Genomic DNA, 13,435 nt, shown 5'->3' with positions numbered 1-13,435 from the left:
CTCTGCAGTTGCACGGCGCATTTGGGGGTGCGAGACCGTGGATAGCCGGAGCGCTCGCTCTGACGCTCATCTTCGGAGTCGGCCTGCACATCGTGCGCATGGCCGTCATGGCGTTGCGGCGCGGGATTCTGAATCAGCACGTGCTAGTTGAGTTCGGGGCCTTTGCTGGGCTTATCGGCGGCGCGGTGGGGCTGGCACTCCAGCCACCGAATTACCCCACCGTTGCCTTCTTCTCCGTTGCGGTAATGGTGCTCGCGTATCACATTTTTTCCGAGTGGCTGTCATTGATCGTGAAAACGCGCAGTTCGCAAGCGGTGAAAAAGCTGCTGGATCTTGAACCGGATGTGGCCCATGTCGTAAGGGACGGCAAGGAGCAGGACGTACCACTCGAACAGGTGCGTGTCGGCGACTTGGTTCGTGTTCGCCCAGGCAGCCGGATACCGGTGGACGGTACCATCGAGTCGGGTGAATCGGATGTGGACGAGGCACTCGTCACCGGCGAGCCACTGCCTACCTACAAACGTGCCGGCGACCACACGCTGAGTGGTTCTCTGAACGGGCATGGCACGCTGCTGGTTCGCGTCACGGTGGTTGGCGAAGAGAGTTTTCTACGGCAGGTAATACGTAGCGTAGAAGATGCACGCGCGCTGAAACCCGGCCTGCTGCACCTTGTTGATCGCGTGCTGAAGATTTACACGCCCATCGTGCTGCTGACCTCCGTGGGAGCGGCGCTGTTCTGGATTGTGTTCCCCATGATCAGTGGATCTTCCCCCGACCTGCAGCGGGCGATGTTCGCGGGCCTGAGCGTGCTGGTGATGGGTTATCCGTGCGCCGTCGGAATCTCGGCGCCGCTCTCCATTGTCCGCGGAGCTGGCGAAGCGGCCGAGCGCGGCGTGTTGATGCGCACCGGCGAGGCATTTCAAGCCTTGCGCCGCGTTCAGCGCGTGGTGTTTGACAAGACCGGCACGCTTACCGAAGGACGCCCTGCGCTGCGCCAGATTGTTCCATTGAACTCCTCGGAGGGGGAATTGTTGGCACTTGCAGCAGCGGTGGAAGCTGGTTCTGAGCACCCGCTTGCTCGTGCAGTAGTCGAGGAAGCGTTTAATCGCGGCGTTGCTCTAGCCGAAGTTCGGGAGTTTGAGGCCGTTCCAGGTAGGGGGGTTAAGGCGCGGCTTGGTGATGCAGGACTCTTGATTGGGAGCCCGGCTTTCCTCGCGGCCGAGTCGATTGATATCGCTGCTCACAACGCCGCCATCACTGAACTTGAATCTCAGGGCCTGACGGTTATCGCTGTGGCGCGAAACGGGAAACTTGTCGGCCTACTGGCGCTGGGCGATGCGCTACGGCTCGACGCTGCTGCAACTGTCCAGCGACTGCACGCGCTTGGCATTCGCACCAGCCTGATTACTGGTGACAACGAGCGAGCGGCACGTCACTTCGCAGGTGCTGCCGGCATAGAAGAGGTTCACGCTCGCGTCTTGCCTGCGGAGAAAGCCGAGATGGTGCGAAAGCTTCAGCAGACCTCGCGTGTGGCCATGGTGGGTGATGGCATCAATGACGCGCCCGCTCTGATGCAGGCGGATGTGGGGATTGCCTTTGGCAGCGGAGCTGACATTGCCATCGAGTCTGCCGACGTAATCATCCTGAATCAACGGCTGAGTGCGGTCCTCGATGCCTTTGAAGTCAGCCGTCAGAGCTACCGGAAGATCATACAGAACGTGTCCCTCGCGTTCCTGTTCAATGGCATCGGGATTCCGGCGGCGGCAACGGGACTGGTTCATCCGATATGGGGAATGGTCGCGATGGCGACGAGCGTGACTTCGATCTTCATCAACTCACTGTGGGGGCGCGGCGCTTATTTCTTTGACGCGATCAAGACGGTGGGACATGCGCCGCCTGTCTCATCGACTGCGGCGGAAGCTGCTCAAGCGTAGGGAAGAAGGGAATCATGCTTAAATCCATTGTTTTGGAAGTGATCGGCAATCAGGGAATCACTTGACAGGGTTGTGAGCAGCGCATCGAGCGCATGCTCAAAGCTTTGCCGGGCGTGGAGCGGGTTCGAGCAAAAGCCAACAACCAGCGCATCGACGTACTGTATGACGCCTCAACGCAGGACGTCAGCGCCATGGCAGACCACCTAAGTGCGGCTGGTTATCAGACCAAAGTTATCGCGTGATTCAGGCCGATTGAGAATCTTCCTTTAACGGTTTGGGAGAAACTTGAGCAAGATTTGAGCAAGGAAACCTCCGAACAGTGGGTAGAATGGGCTAGTTGGAAGGTAGCCGCCGAAGGAGACCAGGCGGCCGCCCCGCCGCACGCGCACGCCGATCTCCGCGCGGGCCGCGCCCGGCTTCGTCACGTGCCCGCACCCCAAGTGGCTGGATTTTCCCGCTCGTATAGCTATCCCCGCCCTGGGTTTGACCCTCGTCCACGGCTCCCTTAAACTGGAGGAGCTCACACTCCCTTTATATTCATTCCTCTTTCCTCTGGAGGCCGGGCTGTCTCGTCTTTTCCGAATCGCAAGTGCTCTGCTGCTGTGCTGTGCCCTGGCGCCCAGGGCCGCGGCCCAGCAGACGGACGTCACTCTGGAGACCAGCGAGAGCCTGTTCAGCGTGCTGGCGGGCATCAACGCCTGCGGCTACGACCAGGAGCTGGCCACCTCGGATCCGCTGCGCATGCTGGTGCGCGCCGAGGTGGCGAGCGCGGTGCAAGCCTCGGCCAGCGCCGCCACCGCCCAGCGGCAGTTGTGCGCTTTCTACCGCGACCACCAGCAGCCGGACGCCTCCCGCACTTACGCCCAGTACATCTCGCTCGCCCTGAACCTGGACGAGCCTCCCGGGTTCCAACTCCGCGTCCGGGAAGCGGACCTGCCTCCGGACGCTTCCTACGTTCTGGGATTCGTGCCGCTGCTGCAGCGCTTCTACGTGGACGCCGGCCTGCACGGCCTCTGGCTGAAGCATCAGGCCGCCTACGAGGCCCAGGTCGAGCGCTTGCATGACCCGGTGGCCAAAATGCTGCTGGCCACCAAGTCCGCCTACCTGCGGATATCCGACAGCAGCTACCTGGGCCGCCGCTTCGCCGTGTACGCGGAACCCATGGGCGCACCCGGACAGGTGAATGCACGCAACTACGGCGTCGACTACTTCCTGGTCCTCTCGCCGCGCGGCGACGCGGTACGCATCGACGAGATCCGCCACACCTATCTGCACTACACCCTCGATCCCTTCGCCATGAAGCGCCAGGGAGCGATGAAGCGCTTGGAGCCGCTGCTGGAGTCGGTGAAGAACGCGCCGCTCGACGAAAGTTTCCATCAGGACATCGTGCTGCTGGTGAACGAGTCGCTCATCCGCGCCATCGAGGCCCGCACCAGCGGCCCCGGCGGCAAGGAAGGCGAAGCGGATCGCGTGCAGCGGGCCGAGGCCGCCGAGCGCGAGGGCTATATCCTCACCCTGTACTTCTTCGACGCCCTACGGGTGTTCGAGAAAAATCCCGTGGGGCTGCAGGACGCCTACCCCGACTGGCTGTTTAACATCGACGTAGGCGCCGAGCGCAAGCACGCCGGCGAGATCACCTTCAGCCGCGAAGCAGTGCCCGAGGCGCTGCACGTCTCCCGGCCGGAACGAGCCGGCGTGCTGGACCTGGCCGAATCCAAGCTGGCCTCGGGAGAGGTGGCGGCGGCGCAGCGGCTGGCCCAGCAGGTGCTCGACCAGCAGAGTGACAATCCGGCCCGGGCCCTGTTCATCCTGGCGCGCGCCGCCACGCTCAGCCGCGACATGCCCGGCGCCCGCACCTACTTCGAGCGTACCTTGGAGATGGCCCGCGAGCCCCGGATCGTGGCCTGGTCGCACATCTACCTGGCCCGGATCTTTGACATGCAGGAAAACCGCGATGCGGCCGTGCAGCACTATCGCGCGGCCCTAGCGGCAGGCGATACCACGCCCGATACCCGGGCGGCGGCGGAGCGGGGACTGGCGGAGCCCTATCAGCCCCCGTCGGCACGACCTTAGGGCAAAATCCGGAACACCATGCGTTGGTGCAGGTGGTTCCTCATCACAAGGAGTGGAGATGAAAAAAATCGTATGCACGACGCTGGTGGTTCTCGGGCTGGTGGCGCTGTCCACCGCGCAGGGGACGACCTCGGGCTCGGGCTTCCAGCTTTCCACCACGACTCAGCGCAAGGCCCCGCCTGCCCCGAAGACTCCGGAGGAGGGTGCCGCCTATCAGGCAATCGTCACCAACCCGGACCTGGCTGCGGCCGAAACAGCGGCCAAGGGTTTTGAGGCCAAGTATGCGCAGAGCGAGTTGCGTGGCCCCATTTATCAGAACCTGATGTACCGCTACCAGCAGTCCAACAACGCCGACAAGACGGTGGAGATGGGCGGCAAGGCCCTGCAGTTCGATGGCGAGAACCCTATGGTGCTGGTCACCGTGGCCAGCGTGATCTCCGAGCGCACCAAGGAAACCGACTTGGACCGCGACCAGCGCCTGGTGGAAGCGACGAAAGACGCCCAGCACGCCCTCGACGGCATGAACAAGTGGCTGGCCACCGCGCCCGGCATCACGGACCAGCAGGCACAGGGCGTGAAGCCGGTTCTCTCCTCGTTCGCCCACGCCGCCATGGGCATGGTGGAGTTGGTCCGGAAGAATCCGGCGGAGGCGGAGAAACACTACCGCGTGGCGGTAGAGCTGAACACCGCCCGCCCGGACCCGGTCACCTTGCTTCGTCTGGCGCTGGCGCTGGATCAACAGAAGAAGTACGCCGACGCGCTCCCCTTCGCCAACCGGGCCGTGGAGCTTTCCGCCACCACTGGGGGGATGGTTGCTGAGCGGGCCAAGCAGGAGCAGGACCGGCTCAACCAGCTCACCGGACAGAAGCCGCCGGCGCAAACCACCGCGCCGCCTCCCAAGTCCTAGCGGCCGGGGCGACGCTCCGGCTCCCGGGCTCCGCCCTGCAGCCCTCGGGCTGCGGGGCCTTCCTCCTGCCCGCGCGGAGGCAGGGCCCGGGCTCGAAGACCTGATGAAAAGCGAAGAGATCACAGCGCTCGAAGAACGGCTCGGGCACCGCTTCCGCGACCCGGAGCTGCTGGTGCGCGCGCTCACCCACAGCTCGCACGCCCATGAGCGGGAGCCCGGCTCCTCCGCTCGGGATGACAACGAGCAGCTCGAGTTCCTCGGCGACGCCGTGCTTGGCTTCGTCGTCAGCCAATTGCTTTGCGAGCGCTTCCCCGACTTTCACGAAGGGCAGCTGTCCAAGCTGCGCGCTCATCTGGTGAGCGCCCGCCACCTGGGGGGAGTCGCGCAACGGCTGGAGCTGGGACGCTTCCTTCGCCTGGGGCGCGGCGAGGAGCGCAGTGGCGGCCGCGCCAAGGCTGCCCTGCTGGTCGACGCCCTCGAGGCCCTGCTGGCGGCGGTCTATCTGGATGGCGGCCTGGAGGCCGCTCACCACCTCATCCGCCAGAGGATCTTCGAGCCCGAGATCGGACTCCTGCAAGAGCAGGCTGGCGGCGGCCTGGCCACCACCGACCACAAGTCCGCGCTGCAGGAACTGCTGCAGGCGCGAGCCCTGCCGCCTCCGCGCTACAGCGTGGTGATGGAGCACGGCCCCGATCATCGCAAGGTCTTCACCGTGGAGCTGCGCATCCATTCCGCGGAGGGCGAGCAGGTGTACCGCGCTTCAGCCTCCACCAAGAAAGAAGCCGAGCAGAATGCGGCCCGGCAAGGTCTGGAACGGTTGCAAGGCGCGCCGGATCCGGCCCGGGCAGAACCAGGTCCATGAGTCCTCACGGCTCGCATCCACCGGCGCGCGAAGGCTGGCTGACCTCCCTTCAGTCCATGGCGTTGACCGTGATCATTGCTTTGTTCGTAGTCACCTTTCTGGCGCAGGCCTTCCAGATCCCCTCCGAATCCATGGAGAACACCCTGCTCATCGGCGATTACCTGCTGGTGGACAAGCTGCAGTTCAGCGAGTCCGGGTCGTGGGGCAAAGTGCTGCCCTACGCCGAGGTGGACCGCGGCGACATCATCGTCTTCCGCTACCCGGTGAACCCGGAGCAGCACTTCGTGAAGCGGGTGGTGGGCATCCCGGGCGACCGGGTGCGCCTCATCAACAAGCGGGTGCGGGTGAACGGGGTGTTCCCCCGCGAGAAATATGCGCTGTACAACCGGCGCGACTACGACGCCTATCGCGACGAGTTCCCGGTGCGGGGCCTGGCCTCGCCCAACGTCGAATCCGCGTGGTGGAGTCAGATGCGGGACCTGATCCAGGGCGGCGAACTGGTGGTGCCGCCGGGCCAGTACTTTGTCCTGGGCGACAATCGCGACCGCAGCCTGGACAGCCGCTACTGGGGCTTCGTGCCCCGCGAGAACATCATCGGCCGGCCCCTGATCATCTACTGGTCGGTGGCCTCGCCCGCTACGCGGCCCGCCCCGGCGCCGCCGCGGGATGGTGGTAAACTTATCAATTTGGCGCGCTCCGCCGCGCGCTTCTTCGCCAACATACGCTGGGGCCGCTTTCTGCAACTGGTGAGTTAGGGGCAGGAGCGCCGGCCGGAAGGGTCACCGCTTGGGCAAGAAACAAAAGATCGCCGGGAAGGAAGAGCCGGAAGAAAAGAAGAAAGAGACTCCCATGGAGTTCCTGGCCTCCATGGCGGTGGTGCTGGTCACCGGTCTGTTCATCATCACCTTCAACCTGCAGGCCTTCGAGATCCCCTCCAGTTCCATGGAGAACACCCTGCTCATCGGCGACCACGTCTTCGTGGACCGCGTCACCCTCGCTCCCAAGACTCCCTGGGTCGGCCCTCTGGTTCCCTACCGCGGTTTGCAGCACGGCGACATCGTGGTCTTTCTCTCTCCGGCGGAATCCGGCCTCTACGTGGTGAAGCGCGTGATCGGCCTGCCCGGGGATCGCATCCACCTGGTGGACGGGGTGGTGTACCGCAATGGGGAGCGGCTCTCCGAGCCCTACGTGAACCGGGCCTGCGACGACATCACGATTGCCTGCTACTCGCCCTACCGCGACAACTTCCCGGCGGTCCCTACCACTTCCGGCGGGAACGTGACTCCGGATTGGGGCGGCGAGATCGCGTATCACATTGAGGGCGGCGACCTGGTCGTACCTCCGGACCGCTATTTCGTCATGGGGGACAACCGGAATGTCAGCTACGACAGCCGCTACTGGGGCTTCGTGCCCCGCGAGCACATCATCGGCCGCCCCATGTTCATCTACTGGTCGTTTGAAACCCCGCGCGACCAATATAAGAAGACCGGCCTGGGGGAGCGGGTGGAGTTCCTCTTCAAGGTCGTCCTGCACTTCTTCGACCAGACCCGCTGGCGGCGATCCTTCCAGATGGTGAGTTGATGCCCCGCGCGGCCAAGCGCTGGGCTGTGGCGGTGGTGGCTGCCTTGTTGTTGGCGCTGCTGCTGCTGCCTCCACTCATCAACGTCAGCCGCTTCCGCGGACGCATCGCCACCGCCATCGGCCAGGCTTTGGACCGTGACGTCACCGTGGATGAGGTCCATCTGCAACTGCTTCCCCTGCCCGGCTTCGACCTGACGCGAATGGTCATCTCCGAGGACCCTGCGTTCGGCACCGAGCCCATGCTGCACGCCGACGAAGTCACCGCCTTCCTGCGCCTGACTTCCCTGTGGCGCGGCCGGCTGGAGATTTCCCGCCTCAGCATGAAGAATCCCAGCCTCAACCTGGTGTTGCAGGGCGGCCGCTGGAACCTGGAGGCGCTTCTCGCCCGCGCTTCCCAAACCCCCACGGCTCCTACCGCCCGCACCCGCCCCGAGGCGCGCCCGCGCTTTCCCTACATCGAAGCAGAGGGCGCACGCATCAACCTCAAGCTGGGACAGGAAAAGAAAGCGTTTGCCCTCGACGAAGCCGACTTCGCCCTGTGGCTGGCGTCGGAGGATGAATGGGGCATGCGGCTTGAGGCCCGTCCGGTGCGCACCGATGCCAACCTCAGCGACTCCGGCACCCTGAAGGTCGTCGGAGCTTTCCAGCGTGCTGCGCGCCTGGGCGAGACGCCGCTGAATCTGCGCTTTAGCCTGGAAAAGGCGCAGCTCGGCCAGCTCTCTCGCCTGATCTACGGGCGGGACCGCGGCTGGCGCGGGGCTCTGGACCTTTCCGGGTCTCTCGGGGGCTCGCCCGCCAACCTCACTCTGACTGCGGACGCGCTCCTGGTCGGCTTCCGCCGCTACGACATCGCTTCGGGCGCACCACTGCGCGCCCAGGCCCACTGCACCGCCCACTACAGTTCACTCACCGCGCTGCTCTCCGCGCTGGAGTGTCACATGCCGGTGGGCGACGGCGAGCTCTCCGCGCGGGGCACGGTTTCCGGGCCTCTGGCATCGCCCCGCTACGATCTGGGTTTCACCGCGCGCGACCTGCCCCTGCCGGCGTTGGCAGGGCTGCTGCGCAACGCCAAGAAGGATCTGGCGGCGGACTTGAACGCAAGCGGCACTCTGGACGCGGTCTTCAGCCTGCACGCCCCATCTCCTGATGCGGCGCCGCTGTGGGCCGGCGGCGGACGCACCTCCTCCGTGCGCCTTACCTCGAGCGCGCTGGGCGCGCCCCTGGAGCTTGGTCCCATCTCCTTCGCCATCGAAAGGGGCGCCGCGCCGGCTAAGACGCAAGCCAGGCACCCGCGGAAGCGGGAAGCGGAGCCCCCGGCGCGGCCCACCCTGCTGGTGGCGCCTTTTGCCGTCTCTCTCGATGCCCCCACGCCCACCGTGGTGCGCGGACGCTTCGACGACCTCGGCTACCATGTCGCGTTCGAGGGCGACGCCGAAATCAGCCGGCTGCTGCAGGCGGCGCAGACGCTCGGCTTGCGTCCCCCTCAGGTCACCGCGCGCGGTTCGGCGCATCTCAGCCTGGAGCTCGCAGGAAGTTGGCTGGACTTCGCTCCTCCTACGGCGCTGGGCAGCGCGCAACTCCGCAATCTGGAGGCGCAGGTCCCCGGCCTGGCCGCTCCGCTCCACCTCACCGGAAACGCACTCTTATCGGACGCCACGATCGAATTGCAGAACCTGACCGCGTCGGTGCCGGAGTACCGGTTGGCGCTACGTGGCTGGGTGCGCCTCCCGCGCCACTGTGACCAGTCCGAAGGGTGCCCGGCAGAGTTCGATCTGAGCACGCCCGAGCTGGTCACCGATGAACTCAACCGCTTACTGAACCCCCAATTCCGTGCTCAGCTGTGGTACCAGCTCACCAGCTCGGACTCCGACAGCGGGTTGTGGCGCTTCCGCGCCCAGGGACATCTGGCCGCCGGGCGGGTGATGGTGAAGTCGCTGGTGGCCACGGGCGTCGAGGCGCAGGTCCGGCTGGAACCGGGGAAGCTGATCCTCACCGACGTCGCCGCCGAATTCCTGGGCGGCCACCACCTGGGGGACTGGAACGCAGACTTCACCGGCAGCGAGCCCCTGTACCTGGGCCGCGGACGTCTGGAGCGCGCTTCGCTCGAACGCCTGGGGACCTTGATGCACGACCCCTGGGGTACAGGAGCGCTGAGCGGCGACTACCAGATCACCCTCACCGGCTGGAAGGCGGAAGACCTCGCCCGCACTGCCGTTGGCTCGGCCGAGTTCGAATGGCGCAACGGAACTCTGCCCCGCCTCTCGCTCGGCGCTTCCGGACCCCTGCGTCTGCGGCGCTTCTCCGGCCGTCTCACGCTGCGCGACCGTACCCTGACCTTCTCCGGCGCCCATCTGGATGCCGTGGGTGGCCTCTACTCGCTGAGCGGCACCGCCTCCTTCGCGCGCGAGCTGGATCTCACGCTGACGGCCCAGGACTCTCGCCAGTACGCCGTCACCGGCGCGCTCCTCCGGCCCCGGGTTTCCTCCCCTCCCCGCGCCCCGCGCTGAGCCGCCGCGGCATCCCGCGATTCCGCAAGGTGTGACATCATGGAGACGCAGGAATACGAATGCTCTCCCGCGTAACGCTCATTGCGATGGCTCTGTTGTGCGCCGCTACCAGTCTGGCGCAGCAGGAGCCGTCCCCTTCGAAGCCGGCGGAACCCCGGCTGTTCGAATTGCCTGTGGCCGTGGCCCAGGCGCGAAGGGTGATTGCCTTTGAATTTCCGGCCGCGGGATTCAAGTACCACATCGCGCGCACCGGCCTGGGCAACCGCACGGACGGGGATGCGCCCGCGCGGCCCTTCAACCTGCACCTGAGCAAGGGAGACTTCATCCGCGCGCTGTACTTCGCCGAGTACCAGGGCGACGCCGTTCTGCTCATCGAGGTTTCGAATGGTGCCTATGGCGCGAGCTTCATCGTGCGAGTCGGCGGCGCCATCCCCGACATCAAATGGAAGCAGGCCATTCCTGCCGTCAACGTCGGGAAGGGGCTCATTGAGGGAGACTTCGCGTATGTCACCGCGATGCGCTTTGTCGCCAAGGTGAATCTGCGGTCGGGGAGCTATGCCTGGCGGCACGGGGACCTGGAGCACGGGGCCGCGTTCGACGCCTTCGACGCCCCGGGATCGAGCGGGAATACAGTGTTGTTTCCCGCGAGGGGACGCAGGACGGCAGTCACCGTGGACAAGCAGACCGGGCGGATCCTTTCGCCTTAGTTCTTTGCGCAGTCCGAAAGAGAATTCCAGCATTAGCGAGGAAGCTATGCCGCGTTATGAGTACCGGAACCTGAAGCCGCAGCCGGAGGCCGAGAAGCTCTTCCTCGAGTGGATCGACTGGCTGGACAAGCAGTTCGCAAACCGAGACGCGGACCACCGCAGCGTAGTCGTGCGCGACGCGCTGCACCAACTCTACCTGGGCCGGCCCTACGCCCCGCCCGCAGCGAACGACTCGCTGGCGCACCAGGCCCTCGTCCACTCCTTCGACCCGCGCAACGCCACGCTCGAGCCCGAGTCCTACGGCGACGCCGACCCGGTCCGCTACGGCGAGCGCAAGTCGCTCCTCTGGTTCTGGATGATGTATGACCGCTCGCCCGTCGGCCTGAACCACTGGCTGGGCCACCGCGTGCGGGCCATGCTCGCTCGCCACGTCTTCAAGCACATCGGTAAAAACGTGAAGATCTTCCACGGGGTCGAGGTCTCGTTCGGCTACAACCTGACGGTCGAGGACAACTGCACCATCCACAAGTACGTTCTGCTCGACGATCGCGGCGAGATCATTCTCCACGAGGGCTCGTCCGTCTCCGACTACGCCAACGTGTACTCGCACGCCCACGACCTGAACGACGGGATGATCGTCACCAACGAGAGCACGGAGATCGGCCCGCGCGCCCGCATCACCTACCACGCCACCGTGATGAGCGGAGTGAAGGTGGCCGAGCACGGCATCGTCGGCTCCATGGGCGTGGCCTCGCGCAACGTCGAGCCCTTCCACATCGTCGCCGGCATCCCGGCACGCACCGTCAAGGTGAAGACCATCGCCCCGGAGGCAGTCCGCAAGGCGGCGGAGCAGAAGCCGTAACTTGTAGAGTCCAAGACGACTACCGGTCTGCAGGATCCAAGGCAAGCCATGCCGTCAGAGCAGCTAACTTCTGGTCCTGTGCCCAGGGTCGCCCTGCGACTCGTCCGAGTTCGTCGAGACGTCTCTGCAAGACGGCTCGCTTGAGTCCAAGGAGCTGCTCGGCTCGCGTCCACAACTCGCGTTCCGCGACGCCGCGAAGCCGAATCCCGCAGGCTTTGCAACCTGCGATCAGCGCGTCGCGAAACAGCTGACCTTCCGCGGCATGGAGGAGCGGGTGGGAAGCGAGAATCGCGTCGAGTGCCTTCGGCACACGCATGGAACCGGTCAGAAGGCCGCCAGCGACTACCTTAAGCCCACCCGCGTCCAACCTCGCGACGGCTTCGCGCATTGCCTGGGTGGCGGCCCTGCAAGCTGTGGTCCGTGCCAGACGGACGATTCGGGGCGCTTTGGCCAAGCCGGCTTCCCGAGCCGCGTGATAAACGAATCTCGGTACACCCGAGCCACCCAACTCGATGCGGCAACGGTGAGCCACACGCGGGGAGGAGAGTGGGCCGGCCATCGCCACCATCACCGCCCATCCGGTATGCGCCCGGAAACCCAGAGCCACAGAGCTGGTGGCTCGTTTGCGCGCTGCGGATTCCTTTCGTCCGGTCATAAGGCGTTGGAACCCTCCCGGAAATAGCCGCTGCTCAGTGGGTTATATCGCGTCCTGCCTGCCAGCGTCTACGCGCGCGGGGATATGCCCATCTTCCAGGTCCGGAGACCCGCGCCCCTCGTGTTACCATCACCTTGCGCGCATGAATCTGCAGCACGTAGACATCTTTTTCCAAATCATCGTGTTTCTCTTCGCCATCAGCGTGCATGAATCCGCCCACGCCTGGATGGCCAACCGCTGCGGCGACCCCACCGCGCGTCTGCTGGGCCGCATTACCCTGAACCCGCTCAAGCACATCGACCCGGTGGGCACGGTGCTCCTGCCGCTGCTGGGGATCCTCACCGGGCTGCCGGTCTTCGGCTGGGCCAAGCCCACGCCGGTCAATCCGCTCAACTTCCGCAACCACGTGCGGGATGACATCCTTACCTCGGTGGTGGGCCCCATCAGCAACTTTATAATCGCCTCGGGCGCGGTCCTGATCCTCGCGGTCATCGCACTCACCTCCGCCGCGGGCGGCGAAGCGGTGCGCGCTCTGGCGGGCCGTCAGCCCGTGAATGCCGAATCTCTCCTGACTCCGATCGTGCTGCTCTTTTACCAGGCGATGTTCATCAATGTGATCCTGGGCGTCTTCAACCTGATCCCCATCCCGCCGCTGGACGGCAGCCACGTGCTCCGTCACTTCCTGCCCGAGCCCATCCGCAATGTGTACGACACCCTCGGCATTTTCGGCCTGATCGTGCTGGTGCTGTTCGGGGGAAGAGTCATCTGGGCGTTGGTGGCGCCGGTGAAGGGATTCGTTGACGCGCTGCTGATGAGGATGTGATGGCGCAGGCTCCCAAACCCGGTCGCAAACCACGCGTGCTCAGCGGCATGCGCTCCACGGGGAAACTCCACTTGGGGAACTTCGTAGGCGCGCTCGACAACTGGGTGCACCTGCAGCAGAACTACGATTGCTTCTTCTTCATCGCCGACTGGCACGCGCTGACCACCGATTACGCCGACACCTCGAAGATCAAGGAGAACTCGCTCGAGGTGATGCTCGACTGGCTCTCCGCCGGCCTCGACCCCGAGCACGCGACCATGTTCATCCAGTCGCACGTGCCGCAGCACGCCGAGTTGCACCTGCTGCTTTCCATGATTACGCCGCTGGGCTGGCTGGAGCGCGTCCCCACCTACAAGGAGCAGCGCCAGAACATCAAGGACAAGGACCTGGGCACCTACGGCTTCCTCGGCTACCCGGTCCTGCAGTCCGCCGACATCCTCATCTACCAGGCCGACTACGTCCCAGTGGGCGAGGACCAGGTGCCGCACATCGAACTGACGCGCGAGATTGCCCGCCGCTTCAAC

11 protein-coding genes and 1 pseudogene are annotated in these 13,435 nt (G+C 65.1%); all 12 read left to right on the top strand.

Annotated features, from left to right (window positions below; all coding sequences use genetic code 11):
* The coding region (locus VGQ94_05150; GenBank protein ID HEV2021894.1) for a heavy metal translocating P-type ATPase at window positions 1-1,934 on the top strand (1,934 nt) is incomplete at its 5' end.
* Between the two features lie 77 nt (window positions 1,935-2,011).
* Window positions 2,012-2,176, top strand: a pseudogene (locus VGQ94_05145) (heavy metal-associated domain-containing protein).
* Between the two features lie 241 nt (window positions 2,177-2,417).
* Window positions 2,418-4,007, top strand: coding sequence for a tetratricopeptide repeat protein (locus VGQ94_05140; protein ID HEV2021893.1), 1,590 nt, complete (start codon window positions 2,418-2,420; stop codon window positions 4,005-4,007).
* A gap of 58 nt (window positions 4,008-4,065) precedes the next feature.
* Window positions 4,066-4,914, top strand: coding sequence for a tetratricopeptide repeat protein (locus VGQ94_05135; GenBank protein HEV2021892.1), 849 nt, complete (start codon window positions 4,066-4,068; stop codon window positions 4,912-4,914).
* A gap of 103 nt (window positions 4,915-5,017) precedes the next feature.
* Window positions 5,018-5,776, top strand: a complete 759-nt coding sequence (gene rnc, locus VGQ94_05130; GenBank protein ID HEV2021891.1) for a ribonuclease III — start codon at window positions 5,018-5,020, stop codon at window positions 5,774-5,776.
* Window positions 5,773-6,531: a signal peptidase I gene (lepB, locus tag VGQ94_05125; GenBank protein HEV2021890.1), complete on the top strand. Its 759-nt coding sequence runs from the start codon at window positions 5,773-5,775 to the stop codon at window positions 6,529-6,531. The genes rnc and lepB (VGQ94_05125) overlap by 4 nt, the downstream gene beginning before the upstream one ends.
* A gap of 31 nt (window positions 6,532-6,562) precedes the next feature.
* Entirely contained in the window at window positions 6,563-7,357 is a 795-nt protein-coding gene (lepB, locus tag VGQ94_05120; GenBank protein ID HEV2021889.1) for a signal peptidase I, read from the top strand.
* The gene (locus tag VGQ94_05115; protein HEV2021888.1) at window positions 7,357-9,864 is read left to right on the top strand and encodes an AsmA family protein; all 2,508 of its coding nucleotides are present in this window, start codon (window positions 7,357-7,359) and stop codon (window positions 9,862-9,864) included. Before lepB (VGQ94_05120) ends, VGQ94_05115 begins: the two co-directional genes overlap by 1 nt.
* 59 nt (window positions 9,865-9,923) lie before the next feature.
* Window positions 9,924-10,571: a hypothetical protein gene (locus VGQ94_05110; protein HEV2021887.1), complete on the top strand. Its 648-nt coding sequence runs from the start codon at window positions 9,924-9,926 to the stop codon at window positions 10,569-10,571.
* 46 nt (window positions 10,572-10,617) lie between these two features.
* Window positions 10,618-11,433, top strand: a complete 816-nt coding sequence (locus VGQ94_05105; protein HEV2021886.1) for an acyltransferase — start codon at window positions 10,618-10,620, stop codon at window positions 11,431-11,433.
* Between the two features lie 797 nt (window positions 11,434-12,230).
* A complete protein-coding gene (locus VGQ94_05100) occupies window positions 12,231-12,911 on the top strand; it encodes a site-2 protease family protein (GenBank protein ID HEV2021885.1) in 681 nt (226 codons plus the stop codon).
* Window positions 12,911-13,435, top strand: a 525-nt coding sequence (gene trpS / locus VGQ94_05095) for a tryptophan--tRNA ligase (GenBank protein ID HEV2021884.1), incomplete at its 3' end; no start/stop codon positions are given. The genes VGQ94_05100 and trpS, both read left to right, overlap by 1 nt.

The sequence above is a fragment of the Terriglobales bacterium genome (genome assembly GCA_035937135.1).
Taxonomy (GTDB): domain Bacteria; phylum Acidobacteriota; class Terriglobia; order Terriglobales; family Acidobacteriaceae; genus DASYVL01.
This window is presented reverse-complemented; position numbering and strand designations above follow the sequence as displayed.

Coding starts and splice junctions, on each gene's coding strand:
- VGQ94_05135 (HEV2021892.1), top strand. CDS start 4,066: ATGAAAAAAATCGTATGCACGACGCTGGTGGTTCTCGGGCTGGTGGCG.
- rnc (HEV2021891.1), top strand. CDS start 5,018: ATGAAAAGCGAAGAGATCACAGCGCTCGAAGAACGGCTCGGGCACCGC.
- lepB (HEV2021890.1), top strand. CDS start 5,773: ATGAGTCCTCACGGCTCGCATCCACCGGCGCGCGAAGGCTGGCTGACC.
- VGQ94_05115 (HEV2021888.1), top strand. CDS start 7,357: ATGCCCCGCGCGGCCAAGCGCTGGGCTGTGGCGGTGGTGGCTGCCTTG.
- VGQ94_05110 (HEV2021887.1), top strand. CDS start 9,924: ATGCTCTCCCGCGTAACGCTCATTGCGATGGCTCTGTTGTGCGCCGCT.
- VGQ94_05105 (HEV2021886.1), top strand. CDS start 10,618: ATGCCGCGTTATGAGTACCGGAACCTGAAGCCGCAGCCGGAGGCCGAG.
- VGQ94_05100 (HEV2021885.1), top strand. CDS start 12,231: ATGAATCTGCAGCACGTAGACATCTTTTTCCAAATCATCGTGTTTCTC.